Origin of the sequence: Streptomyces sp. NPDC048825 (assembly GCF_043198355.1) — a bacterium.
Classification (GTDB): Bacteria; Actinomycetota; Actinomycetes; order Streptomycetales; family Streptomycetaceae; genus Streptomyces; species Streptomyces xiangluensis.
The window spans coordinates 259,206-274,939 of the sequence record NZ_JBICUR010000011.1 but is presented as its reverse complement, the minus strand read 5'-3'; the positions used below and the strand labels follow the sequence as shown (position 1 = coordinate 274,939).

Annotated in this window: 16 protein-coding genes; 9 read left to right on the top strand and 7 right to left on the bottom strand. The window is 67.2% G+C overall.

Features of this window, described 5'->3' with window-relative positions; translation table 11 throughout:
• Positions 1-20 precede the first annotated feature (20 nt).
• The 5 genes from ACGFNK_RS26545 to dnaA all read right to left on the bottom strand — a co-directional run bounded on the left by ACGFNK_RS26545 (position 21) and on the right by dnaA (position 6,802).
• On the bottom strand, positions 21-563 hold the full coding sequence (locus ACGFNK_RS26545) for a DUF721 domain-containing protein (protein WP_393419811.1): 543 nt from the start codon (positions 561-563) through the stop codon (positions 21-23).
• Positions 560-1,684 (bottom strand): DNA replication/repair protein RecF, encoded by a 1,125-nt coding sequence (recF, locus tag ACGFNK_RS26540; RefSeq protein ID WP_393419809.1) that lies wholly within the window; start codon positions 1,682-1,684, stop codon positions 560-562. Before recF ends, ACGFNK_RS26545 begins: the two co-directional genes overlap by 4 nt.
• Positions 1,685-1,790: 106 nt before the next feature.
• Entirely contained in the window at positions 1,791-2,666 is an 876-nt protein-coding gene (gene gnd, locus ACGFNK_RS26535; protein WP_393419807.1) for a phosphogluconate dehydrogenase (NAD(+)-dependent, decarboxylating), read from the bottom strand.
• Positions 2,667-2,796: 130 nt separating this feature from the next.
• Positions 2,797-3,927: a DNA polymerase III subunit beta gene (gene dnaN / locus ACGFNK_RS26530; protein ID WP_393419805.1), complete on the bottom strand. Its 1,131-nt coding sequence runs from the start codon at positions 3,925-3,927 to the stop codon at positions 2,797-2,799.
• Positions 3,928-4,873: 946 nt separating this feature from the next.
• A complete protein-coding gene (dnaA, locus tag ACGFNK_RS26525; protein WP_393419803.1) occupies positions 4,874-6,802 on the bottom strand; it encodes a chromosomal replication initiator protein DnaA in 1,929 nt (642 codons plus the stop codon).
• A 418-nt stretch (positions 6,803-7,220) separates the two neighbouring features.
• On the opposite strand from dnaA, the gene rpmH reads away from it, so the two are divergent.
• From rpmH to ACGFNK_RS26480, 9 genes are all read left to right on the top strand, one after another.
• Positions 7,221-7,358: a 50S ribosomal protein L34 gene (rpmH, locus tag ACGFNK_RS26520; RefSeq protein ID WP_030354375.1), complete on the top strand. Its 138-nt coding sequence runs from the start codon at positions 7,221-7,223 to the stop codon at positions 7,356-7,358.
• 21 nt (positions 7,359-7,379) lie between these two features.
• Positions 7,380-7,751 (top strand): ribonuclease P protein component, encoded by a 372-nt coding sequence (gene rnpA / locus ACGFNK_RS26515; RefSeq protein ID WP_078491857.1) that lies wholly within the window; start codon positions 7,380-7,382, stop codon positions 7,749-7,751.
• Complete coding sequence (gene yidD / locus ACGFNK_RS26510) at positions 7,748-8,113, top strand: membrane protein insertion efficiency factor YidD (RefSeq protein WP_033321307.1); 366 nt, start codon at positions 7,748-7,750, stop codon at positions 8,111-8,113. Before rnpA ends, yidD begins: the two co-directional genes overlap by 4 nt.
• Positions 8,114-8,116: 3 nt before the next feature.
• Complete coding sequence (gene yidC / locus ACGFNK_RS26505) at positions 8,117-9,430, top strand: membrane protein insertase YidC (RefSeq protein ID WP_393419801.1); 1,314 nt, start codon at positions 8,117-8,119, stop codon at positions 9,428-9,430.
• Positions 9,431-9,445: 15 nt separating this feature from the next.
• Positions 9,446-9,958: a R3H domain-containing nucleic acid-binding protein gene (locus tag ACGFNK_RS26500; RefSeq protein ID WP_344394543.1), complete on the top strand. Its 513-nt coding sequence runs from the start codon at positions 9,446-9,448 to the stop codon at positions 9,956-9,958.
• Positions 9,959-10,097: 139 nt separating this feature from the next.
• Positions 10,098-10,814, top strand: a complete 717-nt coding sequence (gene rsmG / locus ACGFNK_RS26495; RefSeq protein WP_393419799.1) for a 16S rRNA (guanine(527)-N(7))-methyltransferase RsmG — start codon at positions 10,098-10,100, stop codon at positions 10,812-10,814.
• Positions 10,815-11,115: 301 nt separating this feature from the next.
• Positions 11,116-12,189: a ParA family protein gene (locus tag ACGFNK_RS26490; RefSeq protein ID WP_344394699.1), complete on the top strand. Its 1,074-nt coding sequence runs from the start codon at positions 11,116-11,118 to the stop codon at positions 12,187-12,189.
• Positions 12,186-13,298, top strand: coding sequence for a ParB/RepB/Spo0J family partition protein (locus tag ACGFNK_RS26485; protein ID WP_393419797.1), 1,113 nt, complete (start codon positions 12,186-12,188; stop codon positions 13,296-13,298). Before ACGFNK_RS26490 ends, ACGFNK_RS26485 begins: the two co-directional genes overlap by 4 nt.
• A gap of 324 nt (positions 13,299-13,622) precedes the next feature.
• On the top strand, positions 13,623-14,240 hold the full coding sequence (locus tag ACGFNK_RS26480) for a GNAT family N-acetyltransferase (RefSeq protein WP_386340067.1): 618 nt from the start codon (positions 13,623-13,625) through the stop codon (positions 14,238-14,240).
• Positions 14,241-14,329: 89 nt separating this feature from the next.
• Here the strand turns inward: ACGFNK_RS26480 and trxA are convergent, their stop codons facing one another.
• Both trxA and trxB read right to left on the bottom strand, forming a co-directional pair.
• On the bottom strand, positions 14,330-14,662 hold the full coding sequence (gene trxA, locus ACGFNK_RS26475; protein ID WP_386340070.1) for a thioredoxin: 333 nt from the start codon (positions 14,660-14,662) through the stop codon (positions 14,330-14,332).
• A 42-nt stretch (positions 14,663-14,704) separates the two neighbouring features.
• A complete protein-coding gene (gene trxB, locus ACGFNK_RS26470) occupies positions 14,705-15,676 on the bottom strand; it encodes a thioredoxin-disulfide reductase (RefSeq protein ID WP_393419794.1) in 972 nt (323 codons plus the stop codon).
• Positions 15,677-15,734: the final 58 nt, after the last annotated feature.

The following is a 15,734-nucleotide window of genomic DNA, read 5'->3' as shown; positions in this document are numbered from 1 at the left end:
GGCATACCGCCCGGTCTGGCTCACTCGTAGGTGTCGCCGGGACCCTTGCTGCCGGGCGCGCGCAGGGGGCCGAAGCGGCGGACGGGACCCCCGGGACCGTGCACCTTGATCAGCCGCACCGTGCCGTGGCCGAGGTCCTGGTTCAGGCGGGCCACCAGCTGCGGGGCACGCAGTCTGATCTCGGTGGCCCATGCCGTGGAGTCGCAGCGGACCGTCAGCTCTTGCGCTTCCTCGTCGTACCGCTCCGGCTGGCAGTGCAGGGCAATTACTTCGCCGACGATCTCCGGCCATCGGCCCATGACCCCGCCCACAGCGGCCGGAGTCTCCCAGCCGCGCTCGGTGATCAGCCGGTTGATGGCGGAGCCGAGCGCCATCGGATCGCGGCCGTCGGCACGTGCACCGGAGCGCAGGCCACCGCGCCGCGCCTGCTTCTTCTGCTGCGCCGCGTCTCCACGCGCGCGTGCCTGCTCTTTCGCCGCACGCAGGGCCACGCGCGCGAGGTCGATGCCGGACGGCTCGGGAGGCTTGGGGCTCTTCTCCGGCTCCGGTGTGTTTTTGCTCATACGCGCTCCACCGTGCCCTCCGCCACTACGTACCGCGTCCCCGTCAGTACGGTCGGTACGTCGTCGTCGACCGCCGCCGTCACCAGGACCTGCTCACCCGGCGCGACCAGCTCGGCGAGACGTTCGCGGCGCCGGGTGTCGAGCTCGGCGAACACGTCGTCGAGGACCAGCACCGGCTCGTTGCCCTCGGCCCGCAGCAGGTCGTACGAGGCCAGGCGCAGCGCCAGCGCGTACGACCAGGACTCGCCGTGTGACGCATATCCCTTCGCGGGCATCTGGCCAAGTTTGAGCAGCAGTTCGTCCCTGTGCGGGCCGACCAGGGTGACGCCCCGCTCGATCTCCTGCTTACGGGACTCCGCCAGGGCAGCCATCAGCTGCTCGTGCAGCTCCTCGCGCGCGTGGCCGACGATTTCGGGCGAGGAGGGCTTGTACTCCAGGGCAACGGGGCCGCCACCGGGCGCCAGCTGCTCGTACGCCTTGTCAGCCAGCGGCTGGAGCGCGGCGATCAGATCGAGCCGCTGCGCGAGCAACTCGGCACCCACGCGCGCGAGGTGCTGGTCCCACACGTCGAGCGTGGACAGGTCCATGGAACGACCACCGTGGCGGCGGGCGAGCGCGGCCGACTTGAGGAGCGTGTTCCGCTGCCTGAGTACGCGGTCGTAGTCGGAGCGCACGCCCGCCATGCGCGGGGCGCGTGCGGTGATCAGCTCGTCCAGGAAGCGCCGGCGTTCGCCCGGATCGCCCTTGACGAGCGCGAGATCCTCGGGGGCGAACAGCACGGTTCGTACGATGCCGAGTACGTCACGGGGTCTGACCTGCGACGACCTGTTGATACGGGCGCGGTTCGCCTTGCCGGGGTTCAGCTCCAGCTCGACGAGCTGCTGGCGCTCCCCCTGCCGTACCTGCGCCCGGATGATCGCGCGGTCCGCACCCACCCGTACAAGAGGCGCATCGGAGGAGACGCGATGACTTCCCAGAGTCGCCAGATAACCGACCGCCTCGACGAGGTTCGTCTTGCCCTGCCCGTTGGGGCCCACGAACGCCGTGACTCCCGGATCGAGCGCGACCTCGACCCGGGCATACGAGCGGAAGTCAGCCAGCGACAGATGCGTGACGTGCATGGTCGTTCGCCGACCTCCCCAACGTGATGCTTCCGGTTACCCCCCAGCCTGTCCCCTGCTTGTGGACAACCGGGCCATCCCAGGTATGGAGAACCCAGGAGGTGGACTACTTCTTCTCGACCGCGTGGCCGCCAAACTGGTTCCGCAGCGCCGCGATCATCTTCATCTGCGGCGAATCGTCCTGCCTTGAGGCGAAGCGCGCGAAGAGCGACGCGGTGATCGCCGGCAGCGGAACCGCGTTGTCGATCGCGGCTTCCACAGTCCAGCGGCCCTCTCCGGAATCCTGTGCATAACCCTTGAGCTGCTCCAGGTGCTCGTCCCTGTCGAGAGCGTTGACCGCCAGGTCGAGCAGCCAGGAGCGGATGACGGTGCCCTCCTGCCAGGAGCGGAAGACCTCGCGTACGTCGGTGACGGAGTCGACGGCCTCCAGGAGCTCCCAGCCCTCGGCGTAGGCCTGCATCATCGCGTACTCGATGCCGTTGTGGACCATCTTCGCGAAGTGCCCGGCGCCGACCTTGCCCGCGTGCACGGCGCCCGCGTCGCCCTCCGGCTTGAGCGCGTCGAAGACCGGCCGCACCTTGGCTATGTTCTCGGCGTCGCCGCCGTACATCAGCGCATAGCCGTTCTCCAGGCCCCAGACGCCGCCCGAGACACCGCAGTCGACGAAGCCGATGCCCTTGGCCGCCAGCTCCTCGGCGTGCCTCTCGTCGTCGGTCCAGCGCGAATTGCCGCCGTCCACGACGACGTCGCCGGGCTCCAGGAGATCAGCGAGCTCGTCGATGGTGGACTGGGTCGCCGCCCCGGCCGGGACCATCACCCACACCACGCGTGGAGCGTCGAGCTTGCCCACAAGCTCCTCGAGGCTGTGGACATCGGCGAGGTCCGGATTGCGGTCGTATCCGAAGACGGTGTGGCCTGCGCGGCGTATGCGCTCCCGCATATTGCCGCCCATCTTGCCGAGACCGACGAGACCGAGCTCCATCAGGGTGTTCCTTCACTGACGACGTGACGTGAGGGGCACTTTCGTACCCGCGTCCGAGCCTAAACCCGGACGCTCCCGCACATCTGTGGGCATAGCCGCTCAGACGTACGCCCTCACCTGCGGACTGTCGTCAGCCGCTCAGCCGCACCGGCATGATCAGGTACTTGTACGCCTCGTCCGCCTCCGCGTCCACGGCCGGCTTGCCGCTGAGGAGCGCCGGCTTGGTGGACGTCGTGAAGGAGAGCTGGGCCACCGGGGAGTCGATGGCGCTGAGTCCGTCGAGCAGGAACGTCGGGTTGAAGGCGATCGAGACGTCGTCACCCTCCAGCTGGGCGTCGACCCTTTCCACAGCCTGTGCGTCGTCACTGGAGCCCGCCTCCAGGATCAGCACACCCTGCTCGAAGCTGAGCCGCACCGGGGTATTACGCTCGGCGACCAGGGCCACACGCTTGACGGCCTCCACGAAGGGGCCGGTCTCGATGACGGCCACGGAGTTGAACTCCGTCGGGAACAGCGTGCGGTACTTCGGGAGGTCGCCTTCCAGCAGGCGCGTGGTCGTACGCCGTCCCGCGCCCTCGAAGCCGATCAGACCTTCGCCCGCGCCCGAACCGGACAGCGCCAGGATCACGCTGTCGCCGCTCGTGAGGGCCTTGGCGGTGTCCAGGAGCGTCTTGGCGGGCACCAGGGCGACCGCGGACGCCTCCGGGTTCTCCGGCTTCCACAGGAACTCACGGACCGCGAAGCGGTAACGGTCGGTGGACGCCAGCGTGACCGTGTCGCCCTCGATCTCGATGCGTACGCCGGTGAGGACGGGCAGCGTGTCGTCGCGGCCGGCGGCGATGGCCACTTGGGCGGCTGCGGAGGCAAAGACTTCACCGGGGACAGTGCCCGTCGCCGACGGCATCTGCGGCAGCGCCGGATACTCCTCCACAGGCAGGGTGTGGAGCGTGAAGCGCGAGGAGCCGCAGACCACCGTCGCCCGTACACCGTCTGTGGAAATCTCCACCGGCCGGTTGGGCAGGGCACGGCAGATGTCGGCGAGCAGGCGGCCGGAGACCAGCACCGTGCCTTCCTCGTCGACCTCGGCGTCCACGGAGACGCGTGCCGAGACCTCGTAGTCGAAGCTGGACAGGCTCAGCGCGCCCTCCTCGGCCTTCAGCAGAAGGCCGGCGAGCACAGGCGCCGGCGGTCGTGCCGGGAGGCTACGTGCCGCCCAGGCCACTGCCTCCGCGAGTACGTCGCGTTCCACCCGGATCTTCACCGTTGCCGCCTCCGTCTGTTGCCGGCGCTCTCGCCCTGCTTCGCGTTCGTCGTCTGACTCGGTGTCGCTCGGTCCGCTCAGGGGAAGGACACCGGGAACCAGTCTGACGCACAGCACTGACAGTCGGTGCCCCTCGGGGTCAAGTCGTTCCGAGCGGCACCTGAGGCGCCGAGCGCGAGTTGTGCACAGCCCCGTCTTCGAAACGAATTCCCAGCTCTCTCTAGTTGGGAGTAGTAGTAGGGGCTGTGGATACCGTGGATAACCTCGTATGCGCAGGTCAGCGCCGGTTTTTTGTCCACTGGTCCTGTGGGCGGAGGCGGTGGACAACTCGGGTCTTCTGTGGACGGGGAAAAGTTCTGCACACTCGATGCACAGGATCGGGGTAGTTCTCCCCAGCGGCGTCCCCAGGTTTGCCCAGGTTCCCCACAGCCCAACCGGACACCTTGGTGTGACGCCTTTCACTCCGGGCGGTGAAAGTGCACGTCACGTTGCCGAACAGTGGACAGCGATGTGGAGAAGTCGGAGATCGCTGGGGACAACTGGCCTCAGCCTGTGGGCCACCAGTGGACAACGTTCCGCACAGCCTGTGGATCTTCTCGCCGTCCACAGACTGTGGAGATCGCCTGTCCACGAATCCACAGTCGGCTGACCTGGCTTGACCCGCTTTCGGCAGCGCACCCTGTGGACACAGTCTGGACAACTTCCAGGTCCCCAGGGTGTGGACGCGAGAAAGTCCCGGAATCTGTGGAGCATGGCCGTAACGCGGCGCGTATTCGAACAGCGGGTGCTCCTGGGGTGACCGCGGTTCGATGCGGAACACGGTCCGCAGCGGCGGAGGACGACCGCACAGGGCCTGCCAGAACCGGGCAGGCGCCGTACGAGATCAGCGAAAGGCGCCCTCGGGGAAGTGTCCCGGGGCGCCCTCAGCGATGTACGGAAGGAACTGTCAGCCGTTCTTGATGCGGTTCGTGAGCTCGGTGACCTGGTTGTAGATGGAGCGCCGCTCGGCCATCAGGGCGCGGATCTTGCGGTCGGCGTGCATGACGGTCGTGTGGTCGCGGTTGCCGAACTGCGCGCCGATCTTCGGGAGCGACAGGTCGGTGAGTTCCCGGCAGAGGTACATGGCGATCTGGCGGGCCGTGACCAGAACCCGGCTGCGCGAGGCTCCGCACAGGTCCTCCACGGTGTGCCCGAAGTAGTCGGCGGTCGCGGCCATGATGGCCGTCGCCGTGATCTCCGGGGCCGCGTTCTCGCCGCCCGGGATCAGGTCCTTGAGGACGATCTCCGTGAGGCCGAGGTCTACCGGCTGCCGGTTGAGCGAGGCGAACGCCGTGACGCGGATCAACGCGCCTTCCAGCTCGCGGATGTTCCGTGAGATCCGCGAGGCGATGAACTCCAGGACCTCCGGAGGGGCGTTGAGCTGCTCCTGCACCGCCTTCTTACGAAGGATGGCGATGCGTGTCTCCAGCTCGGGCGGCTGGACGTCGGTGATCAGCCCCCACTCGAAACGGTTCCGCAGCCGGTCCTCCAGGGTGACCAGCTGCTTGGGCGGCCGGTCCGAGGACAGCACGATCTGCTTGTTGGCGTTGTGGAGTGTGTTGAAGGTGTGGAAGAACTCCTCCTGCGTCGACTCCTTGTCCGCGAGGAACTGGATGTCGTCGACAAGGAGGATGTCCATCTCGCGGTAGCGCTTGCGGAAGCTGTCACCCTTGCCGTCGCGGATGGAGTTGATGAACTCGTTGGTGAACTCCTCGGAGCTCACGTACCGCACGCGCGTGCCCGGATAGAGGCTGCGGGCGTAGTGGCCGATCGCGTGCAACAGGTGCGTTTTGCCGAGTCCCGACTCCCCGTAGATGAAGAGGGGGTTGTACGCCTTGGCAGGTGCCTCGGCGACGGCGACCGCGGCGGCGTGCGCGAAGCGGTTCGAGGCTCCGATGACGAACGTGTCGAAGAGGTACTTCGGGTTGAGGCGCGCGGTGGGCTCGCCCGGACCTGTGGCGGGTGCCGGCTGCGCGGCCAGCGGGCCTGGTGCGCCGCTGGGGGCGGGCAGAGCCGAGCCGACGGGGCCGCCGCGGTGGACGTGGCCACTGCCGGATGGCGACGGTTGTTCGGGCAGCTCGCGGCGGTCCGGCCGCTGGTCGTAGTCGGAGCGTGGCTGGTCGTAGTCGGACCGCTGCTGCTCGTAGCGCCGGCGCTCCAGGGACTGCGGCCGGTAGTCCTGCGGAGGCGTCGCGTACGGGTCACGCTCCGGGAAGCCGAGTCGCTGCTGCTGCCAGCCGTAGTCGTCGCCCTGCGAGGGCCGCGGCCAGCTGCCCTGCTCGGGACGAGGCTGGTAGTCGGGATAGGCAGGGCGGGCGGTGGGGAGCTGGTCTGCGCGGGGGGCCGGGAGTTGGTCGGGGCGGCTCTGGGGGTGGTCGTGGTTGCGGTCGTGCGGTCGGTCGTCCGCGCGGTGGCGGCCGTACCCCTCGTATTCGTCGCGCCCCTCGTATCCGTCCCTCCCGTCCCGTCCCTCGTATCCGTCTCTGCCGCTCTGCGACGGGAGTTCGGTCTCTTCGTAGCGCGGCCGGCGCTGGGCGGGGGGCGTCGGCGGGGGCTCGCCGGCGGAGTCGTCGACGGTGATCGCGATACGGATCGGACGGCCGCACTCGCGGCTCAGCGTGTCACTGACGATCGGCGCCAAGCGCCCCTCGAGCACACCTTTCGCGAATTCGTTCGGTACGGCGAGCAGCGCGGTGTCCGCGACCAGGGCCAGCGGCTGGCAGCGCTTGATCCAGTGCTCGTCCTTCACCTCGACGCCCTGCCCTCGTCCCTCACCGAGGAGTTGCTCCAGTACGCGTGGCCACACTGCGGCAAGATCGGCAGGTACGTCAGCCACAGGGCACGCTCTCTCACGGGTCCCTCGAACGAGTGGTTCGCGGGACGGGTCGGTATGTCACTCGGGTGGGCGGGTGGAACGAGGCGGTTCGGGCGGGGCGAACGATTCAGATGGGTCAAAGAGAAGGGAACGAATCGAAGTCCCGTCACGGTAGTCAGGGCGACCGCTGCGGTTCAAGTTGTTGTCCCCAGCCTGTGGATAGTGTCTCCTGTCGCCGCTGGTTTGACCGGATGGCGTAGCCGCGCGTACCGTTGCCAGGTCGAGTTGTCGATGGCTGCTGCCGCCTGCCTCCGATGGGCATAGATCACGTACGAGTGATCGGGAAGCGGTGCACTCGGGCGTAAGCGAGCTACTCGTGGGCGCACGGTGACAGCCATGACGGCACCCCGCAACTACCGATTCTTTCTGGAGCCCCCGAGTGAGCAAGCGCACCTTCCAGCCGAACAACCGTCGTCGCGCCAAGACCCACGGCTTCCGGCTGCGTATGCGCACCCGTGCCGGACGCGCGATTCTCGCGACCCGCCGTGGCAAGGGTCGCGCCCGCCTGTCCGCCTGATCTCGCAGCACAGGTCATGACGTGCTGCCTACCGAGAATCGGCTGAGGCGGCGCGAGGACTTCGCGACCGCGGTACGCCGGGGACGCCGGGCCGGACGCCCGCTTCTCGTCGTCCACCTGCGTAGTGGTGCAATGGACCCGCACGCGCCTGGGGAGAGCGCTCCCCCGTCGCGTGCGGGTTTCGTTGTCAGCAAGGCAGTGGGCGGCGCTGTCGTACGCAACAAGGTGAAGCGCAGACTTCGTCACCTGATGCGCGATCGAGTGGCCCTGCTGCCCCCCGGTAGCCTGGTAGTCGTACGAGCGCTGCCCGGTGCGGGTGACGCCGACCATGCACAGCTGGCCCAAGACCTGGATGCCGCTCTGCGGCGGCTACTGGGAGGGGGCGCGCGATGAAGTACCCACTGCTGGCTCTCATCAAGCTGTACCAGTGGACCATCAGCCCGCTGCTCGGGCCGGTGTGCAAGTACTACCCGTCGTGCTCCCACTACGGGTACCAGGCCATCGACCGCCACGGTGCGATCAAGGGAACGGCACTCACTGCCTGGCGGATCCTGCGGTGCAATCCGTGGTCGCTGGGCGGTGTGGACCATGTCCCGCCGCGCAAGCGTCCGCGGTGGCACGAAATGCTGCGTAACACCTGGCGCGCACGCAAGGGCGGGAACTCCGCCGCCGAACCGGCCATTGGAGGGCACGGTATGTCCGACCAGCCCTCGAGCCCGGCCGCCGAGACCCCGTCGCATGCTCAAGGAGCCTGATTAGTGGACACGATTGCCAGTATTTTCAGCTTCATCACGACGCCCGTTTCCTGGGTCATCGTCCAGTTCCACTCGGTGTACGGCGCTCTCTTCGGCCCGGACACGGGCTGGGCCTGGGGCCTTTCCATCGTGTCCCTGGTGATCCTGATCCGAATCTGCTTGATCCCGCTCTTTGTGAAGCAGATCAAGGCGACCCGGGCCATGCAGACGCTCCAGCCCGAGATGAAGAAGATCCAGGAGCGTTACAAGAACGACAAGCAGCGTCAGTCCGAAGAGATGATGAAGCTGTACAAGGAGACGGGCACCAACCCGCTCTCCTCGTGCCTTCCCATCCTGGCGCAGTCCCCGTTCTTCTTTGCCTTGTACCACGTGCTCAACAGCATCGCGTCGAACGACACCGTCGGTGTGATCAACGAGCGGCTGCTGGAGAGCGCGCAGAAGGCGCACATTGTCGGTGCCCCGCTGGCAGCGAAGTTCACGGACAGCTCCAGCAAGGTCGAGGCGCTCGGTGCTTCGCTGACGGACGTCCGTGTCGTCACAGCGGTCATGATCGTGCTGATGTCGGCGTCGCAGTTCTACACGCAGCGCCAGCTGATGACGAAGAACGTCGACACCACGGTGAAGACGCCGTTCATGCAGCAGCAGAAGATGCTGATGTATGTCTTCCCCATCATGTTCGCCGTCTTCGGCATCAACTTCCCCGTCGGTGTCCTCGTCTACTGGCTGACCACCAACGTGTGGACGATGGGCCAGCAGATGTACGTGATCCACAACAACCCGACCCCGGGCAGCAAGGCTCAGTCCGCCTACCTGGACCGTCTTGACAAGCGCGTCACGCACCACGGCGGGACCCGCGGCCGCGGTGAACGCGCCATCGTGAAGGCCATCGTCGCCAAGGGCCGTGACCGCAACGAGTACGAGCGCAAGTTCATCAACGGTCTGACCAAGGCGGGCCTCGCGGCTCAGGCCGACGGCACGGTGGTGAAGAGCGAGGTCACGACCGTCGCCGAGACCGAGGACGGTGCTCCGGCGACCAGCACTCCCAAGCGCCAGCAGCCGAAGCGGCAGAGCAAGTCCCGGCGTCAGTCGGGCGGCACCCAGGGCGGCGCCAGTGGCGCCAAGACGACGGGTGACTCCGGGGAGAAGACCTCCTTGAGCAAGTCCGACGGGCCACAGGATGCCAAGCCGGCGGGCGGCAAGTCCGCCTCCGGCGGCAAGCCTGCTTCGGGTGGCAAGTCTGCCTCGGGTGGCGCACGCAGCAAGGCCCAGTCCGGACGCAAGGGTCCGCAGCGGCCCAAGTCCCCCTCCAAGAAGTAAGAAGGAGTCCATCCCGTGACGGAAGGCACCACCTCCGCCGCCACCGAGGGTGGCGACACCCTGACCCGCCTTGAGCAGGAGGGTGAGATCGCGGCGGACTACCTCGAGGGTCTGCTGGACATCGCCGACCTCGACGGTGACATCGACATGGATGTCGAGGCCGATCGCGCCGCTGTCTCGATCATCAGCGACACGGGCAGCCGTGATCTGCAGAAGCTGGTCGGCCGTGACGGCGAGGTGCTTGAGGCTCTTCAGGAACTCACGCGGCTGGCCGTTCACCGGGAGACCGGAGACCGTAGTCGTCTGATGCTGGACATCGCCGGCTACCGCGCCAGGAAGCGCGAGGAGCTGTCCGAACTGGGCGCCAAGGCCGCCGCCGAGGTCAGGAGCTCCGGCGAGGCCGTGAAGCTGAAGCCGATGACGCCTTTCGAGCGCAAGGTCGTGCACGACGCGGTCAAGGCCGCGGGCCTGCGCAGCGAGTCCGAGGGCGAGGAGCCGCAGCGCTTCGTCGTCGTGCTTCCCGCCTGAATCGGTACGTACGTTCCTCCGGCCCCGTCTGTTGCGCAGGCGGGGCCGGACTTTGTCAGCCTGATAGTGCCTGTTGGTTCCTTGTGGCCCTGGTGATCAGCGCCCAGTGCGCTTGTGCGGTACGGAAGGACGGTTCCCCGTGACGGAGGCAGCGGAGCTCCCCCCTGCGCCTGAGCAGGCCCGGGCGGTATTCGGCGATCGCTTCTCAGACGCGGTCCGGTACGCGGAACTGCTTGCGGACGCAGGAGTGCGGCGCGGTCTCATTGGTCCCCGCGAAGTGCCTCGCCTGTGGGAGCGGCACCTGCTGAACTGTGCGGTGCTCTCGGAAGTCGTGCCCGAGGGTGTGACCGTGTGCGACGTCGGCTCCGGTGCCGGGCTGCCCGGCATCCCACTGGCCCTCGTCCGGCCGGACCTGAAGATCACGCTGCTTGAACCGCTGCTGCGGCGTACGACCTTCCTCACCGAGGTCGTCGAGCTGCTCGGCCTCGACCATGTCACCGTGGTCCGCGGCCGTGCCGAGGAGGTCCTGGGCAAGCTGCCTCCGGTCCATGTCGTGACGGCACGGGCCGTCGCGCCTCTGGACCGCCTCGCAGCATGGGGCGTGCCGCTCCTGCGCCCCTACGGAGAGATGCTTCTGCTCAAGGGCGACACTGCGGAGGAAGAAGTCAAGGGCGCCGGGGCCGCGCTGAGTAAGCTCGGTGCCGTGGAGACCTCCGTGCTCCATGTTGGCGAGGGTGTGGTGAGTCCGCTCTCCACCGTGGTGCGGGTCGAGGTCGGGGAGAGCCCCGGAGGGGTGCGCTTCGCGGCCAAGCGTGCCAAGGCTGCACGGATCGGACGGGCGCGCCGCCGTCGCTGAACCGTGCTGGCGGTGAGACGTACTCCACACAAGCTGCCATAACTGTGCATGTCGGAGTGTCGTGCGGGCGCCGTCGCGGGCCCTGTGCATCGTGTTTCACGTGAAACGTCGCTCACTCCTGCATGGCATCATCAGTCGGGGCCGCGCTGCGGCCGAACCCCGCGACCGCAATCCCCTCGGATCCCTCAGAGGAAAACCCTCTCCGGGCAACAACACGTCCCCCGGGGAGGGTGCGGAGTTGTCCACAGAGGTGGATTTCTCCACAGAAGACCGGGCCTCGCTGGTTCACGACCCCGAAGACATGGGAGGCTCTGTTCATTGCGAGCCTGAAGTCGAGGAGAGTGAATCCTTGCGGTCCGACGCCAACATCGCGGGACCGATGACCGATCCGGTCCCCGGTCCCCGTACCGAGTCGATGGGGGACGATGTTTCACGTGAAACACCGCCCCCGATGGACGACACTCCCATCGGTCGTGCTGCCCAACTGGCGGTGGAGGCTCTAGGCCGCGCCGGCGAGGGCCTGCCACGGCCTGAGCAGACCCGTGTGATGGTTGTCGCCAATCAGAAGGGCGGGGTGGGCAAGACCACGACGACGGTCAACCTCGCCGCTTCGCTCGCCTTGCACGGGGGGCGAGTCCTGGTGATCGACCTCGACCCTCAGGGCAATGCGTCCACTGCGCTGGGCATCGACCATCACGCGGAAGTTCCGTCCGTCTACGACGTCTTGGTCGAGAGTAAGCCGCTCTCCGAGGTCGTCCAGCCGGTCCCCGATGTCGAGGGTCTCTTCTGTGCACCTGCCACGATCGATCTCGCCGGTGCGGAGATCGAGCTGGTCTCTTTGGTGGCACGGGAGAGTCGGCTGCAACGAGCGATCCAGGCGTACGAGCAGCCGCTGGACTACATCCTCATCGACTGCCCGCCGTCGCTGGGCCTGCTGACGGTCAACGCACTGGTCGCCGGTGCGGAGGTCCTGATCCCGATTCAGTGCGAGTATTACGCGCTGGAGGGTCTGGGCCAGCTGTTGCGGAACGTCGACTTGGTGCGCGGGCATCTCAACCCCACGCTGCATGTCTCGACGATCCTGCTCACCATGTACGACGGCCGGACGAGACTGGCCTCCCAGGTCGCGGACGAGGTGCGCAGCCACTTCGGCGAGGAGGTGCTGCGGACGAGCATTCCGCGCTCGGTCCGCATCTCCGAGGCGCCGAGTTATGGGCAGACAGTGCTGACCTACGACCCGGGGTCGAGTGGCGCCCTCTCCTATCTTGAGGCGGCACGGGAAATCGCGTTGCGGGGCGTCGGCGTGACGTATGACGCGCAGCATGCCCATTTGGGCGCACACAATGATCAGAGCATGGTGGAGGGGATCCAGTGAGCGAGCGACGGAGGGGGTTGGGCCGTGGTCTCGGCGCACTGATCCCGGCGGCCCCGGCAGGGGAGAAGACGGCACCTCCGGCGGCGGGCGGAGCGTCGACCTCGCCAGCCGCGGTGCCCGTACTCACCGCAGAGCGCGGAGTGGCGGCGGCGAAGGTCGCCACGCTTCCGCCGGGCAATGTTTCACATGAAACCGCGGAGCCATCGGCGAACGGTGTCGCGGAAGTGCCGGCGGCTCCCGTCGGGGCGCACTTCGCCGAGCTGCCCCTCGACTCCATTTCGCCGAACCCCCGCCAGCCCCGTGAGGTGTTCGACGAGGACGCTCTCGCTGAACTCGTCACCTCCATCAAGGAGGTCGGACTTCTCCAGCCCGTCGTCGTACGACAGTTGGGCCCGGCTCGCTACGAGCTGATCATGGGCGAACGGCGCTGGCGGGCTTGCCGTGAGGCAGGGCTCGAGGCCATCCCGGCGATTGTGCGGGCCACGGAGGACGAGAAGCTCCTCCTGGACGCGCTTCTGGAGAACCTGCACCGCGCTCAGCTGAACCCACTGGAAGAGGCAGCCGCCTACGACCAGTTGCTGAAGGACTTCAACTGCACGCACGACCAGTTGGCGGACCGGATCGGCCGGTCCCGTCCGCAGGTCTCCAACACCTTGCGTCTGCTGAAGCTCTCGCCCGCGGTCCAGCGCCGTGTCGCCGCCGGGGTGCTCTCCGCAGGCCATGCGCGGGCCCTGCTCTCTGTCGATGACTCGGAGGAGCAGGACCGTCTGGCGCACCGCATCGTGGCCGAGGGGCTCTCGGTGCGGGCCGTCGAGGAGATCGTCACCCTTATGGGGTCGCGGCCCCAGTCCGCTCCACGCTCCAAGGGGCCGCGGGCCGGCACGCGGGTCTCTCCGGCGCTGACCGACCTGGCCACGCGCCTCTCGGACCGCTTCGAGACCCGCGTGAAGGTCGACCTCGGCCAGAAGAAGGGAAAGATCACCGTTGAGTTCGCCTCAATAGATGATCTGGAACGAATCCTCGGCGCGCTGGCCCCGGGTGAGGGTCCGGTCCTCCAGAAGAGCCTCTTGGACGACGACTCTGGGGATTCTGAGGGGTCTGAAGCCTGAGCCTCAAGGGTGGGCACGATCCGATCGGCCAATCATCAGAGCGGGCCGTGTCCGGTGTGTACCGGAACACGGCCCGCTCTTTGCTTTCTGGCGGTATCGATGGAATCGCATCGTGGATACGATGCGATTGGGTATGGCGCATCCACCTGGCAGCACCTTCTGTGGGGAGGCGGGGGCCATGCGGGCGATGAACCGCACCGGACTGGTGAGCGCGGGCCTGGGGCTTGGCGCGGTCGGCGGGTTCGTCGGCAGCCTGCTCAGGGAAAGGAGCGCCCTGACAGCCGCTCGTGATGCCGCGGGCGAAGGAAGCGAGGAACTGCCTTCATGGGGCGTCGGCTCGTACCGCTCACGCTGGACAACCTCAAGGATCTTCCCAAGCGCTGCCGCACGTGTGTCTTCTGGGAGTTGGACCCAGTCAGCGGTCAGGCCGCGGTAAAGGCAGGCACACCCGAGCTGGAGAAGGAAGCGTGGATCTCCGCCGTCCTGCTGGAATGGGGATCCTGCGGCCGGGTCGTCTACGTGGACGAGGTGCCGGTGGGCTTTGTGCTCTACGCGCCGCCCGCGTATGTGCCGCGATCCACGGCGTTTCCCACGAGTCCGGTCTCCCCTGACGCGGTCCAATTGATGACGGCCTTCATCATGCCGGGCTATCAGGGACAGGGACTCGGACGTGTGATGGTCCAGACGGTCGCCAAGGATCTGCTGCGGCGGGGCTTCAAGGCGATCGAGGCCTTCGGAGACGCCCGGTGGAAGGAACCGGCCTGTGTCCTGCCCGCAGACCATCTGACGGCGGTGGGCTTCAAGACGGTCCGGCCCCATCCGACGTACCCGAGACTGCGGCTGGAGCTGCGGACAACGCTCTCCTGGAAGGAAGACGTGGAGTTGGCGCTCGACCGGCTCTTGGGGGCGGTGCAGAAGGAGCCGGCTCTGCGGCCGCTCTAAACGCTCATGCGAATGGGCCAACCCTTCTGGGTTGGCCCATTCGTGTTTCACGTGAAACAACGCCGCGTTTGTGCAACGGGCATAGCCGATTACTCGGTGATGAAGTCCTCGAGGTCCCGGACGATCGCAGCCTTCGGCTTGGCACCGACGATGGTCTTCGCTACTTCGCCGTCCTGGTAGACGTTCAGGGTCGGGATGGACATGACGCCGTACTTGGCGGCCGTACCCGGGTTTTCGTCGATGTTGAGCTTGACGACCTCGATCTTGTCGCCGTACTCGGCGGCGATCGCCTCGAGGGACGGCGCGATCTGACGGCACGGACCGCACCAGGCGGCCCAAAAGTCCACCAGGACGGGCTTGTCGCTCTTGAGGACGTCCTGCTCGAAGGAGTCGTCGGTCACATGCTTCAGGGTGCCGGCCACTGCGGGCTCCTTAACTGGTTGGTGCGGTGAGGTGGTTGGGGGTCAGACGGTGGTTTTCTCGGGCTCGGCCACGGCCTCGCCGTCCGCGAGGGCGGCGAGGAAGCGCTCGGCGTCGAGGGCGGCGGAGCAGCCGGTGCCGGCCGCGGTGATCGCCTGGCGGTAGGTGTGGTCCACCACGTCACCGGAGGCGAAGACACCCTGCATGTTCGTCCGGGTCGAGGGCGCGTCGACCTTGAGGTAGCCCTCGTCGTCCAAGTCGAGCTGGCTCTTGAACAGCTCCGTGCGCGGGTCGTGGCCGATCGCGATAAAGAGGCCCGTCACCGGCAGTTCGGAGAGCTCCCCCGTCTTCACATTGCGCAACTTCAGGCCGGAGAGCTTCTGGTCACCTTGGATCTCGGCGACCTCGCTGTCCCAGACGAACTTGATCTTCGAGTCGGCGAACGCGCGCTCCTGCATCGCCTTCGAGGCGCGCAGAGTGTCACGGCGGTGGACGACCGTCACGGACCTGGCGAACCGGGAGAGGAAGGTGGCCTCCTCCATCGCGGTGTCACCGCCGCCGATCACGGCGATGTCCTGGTCCTTGAAGAAGAAGCCGTCACAGGTCGCGCACCAGGAGACGCCTCGTCCGGAGAGCGCGTCCTCGTTGGGCAGACCCAGCTTGCGGTGCTGGGAACCCGTGGCGATGATCACAGCCCTGGCCTGGTGCACCGTGCCCGCGGTGTCCGTGACCGTCTTGATCTCACCGCTGAGGTCGACAGCGACGACGTCGTCGGGAACGAGCTCGGCGCCGAATCGCTCGGCCTGGGCCCGCATGTTGTCCATGAGCTCGGGGCCCATGATGCCGTCCTGGAAGCCGGGGAAGTTCTCCACCTCGGTGGTGGTCATCAGCGCGCCACCTGCGGTGACGGCGCCCTCGAACACCAGCGGCTTGAGCGACGCGCGCGCGGTGTAGAGCGCCGCCGTATAGCCGGCGGGCCCGGAGCCGATGATGATCACGTTACGGACGTCGCTCACGGCTTGATTCCTCGTCTCTGAAGACTGCTTCGTACGACCGGTGGGAGCCTGTCTCAGA

Coding starts and splice junctions, on each gene's coding strand:
- ACGFNK_RS26545 (WP_393419811.1), bottom strand. CDS start 563: ATGAGCAAAAACACACCGGAGCCGGAGAAGAGCCCCAAGCCTCCCGAG.
- recF (WP_393419809.1), bottom strand. CDS start 1,684: ATGCACGTCACGCATCTGTCGCTGGCTGACTTCCGCTCGTATGCCCGG.
- gnd (WP_393419807.1), bottom strand. CDS start 2,666: ATGGAGCTCGGTCTCGTCGGTCTCGGCAAGATGGGCGGCAATATGCGG.
- yidD (WP_033321307.1), top strand. CDS start 7,748: ATGAAGTACCCACTGCTGGCTCTCATCAAGCTGTACCAGTGGACCATC.
- ACGFNK_RS26490 (WP_344394699.1), top strand. CDS start 11,116: ATGGGAGGCTCTGTTCATTGCGAGCCTGAAGTCGAGGAGAGTGAATCC.
- ACGFNK_RS26480 (WP_386340067.1), top strand. CDS start 13,623: ATGGGGCGTCGGCTCGTACCGCTCACGCTGGACAACCTCAAGGATCTT.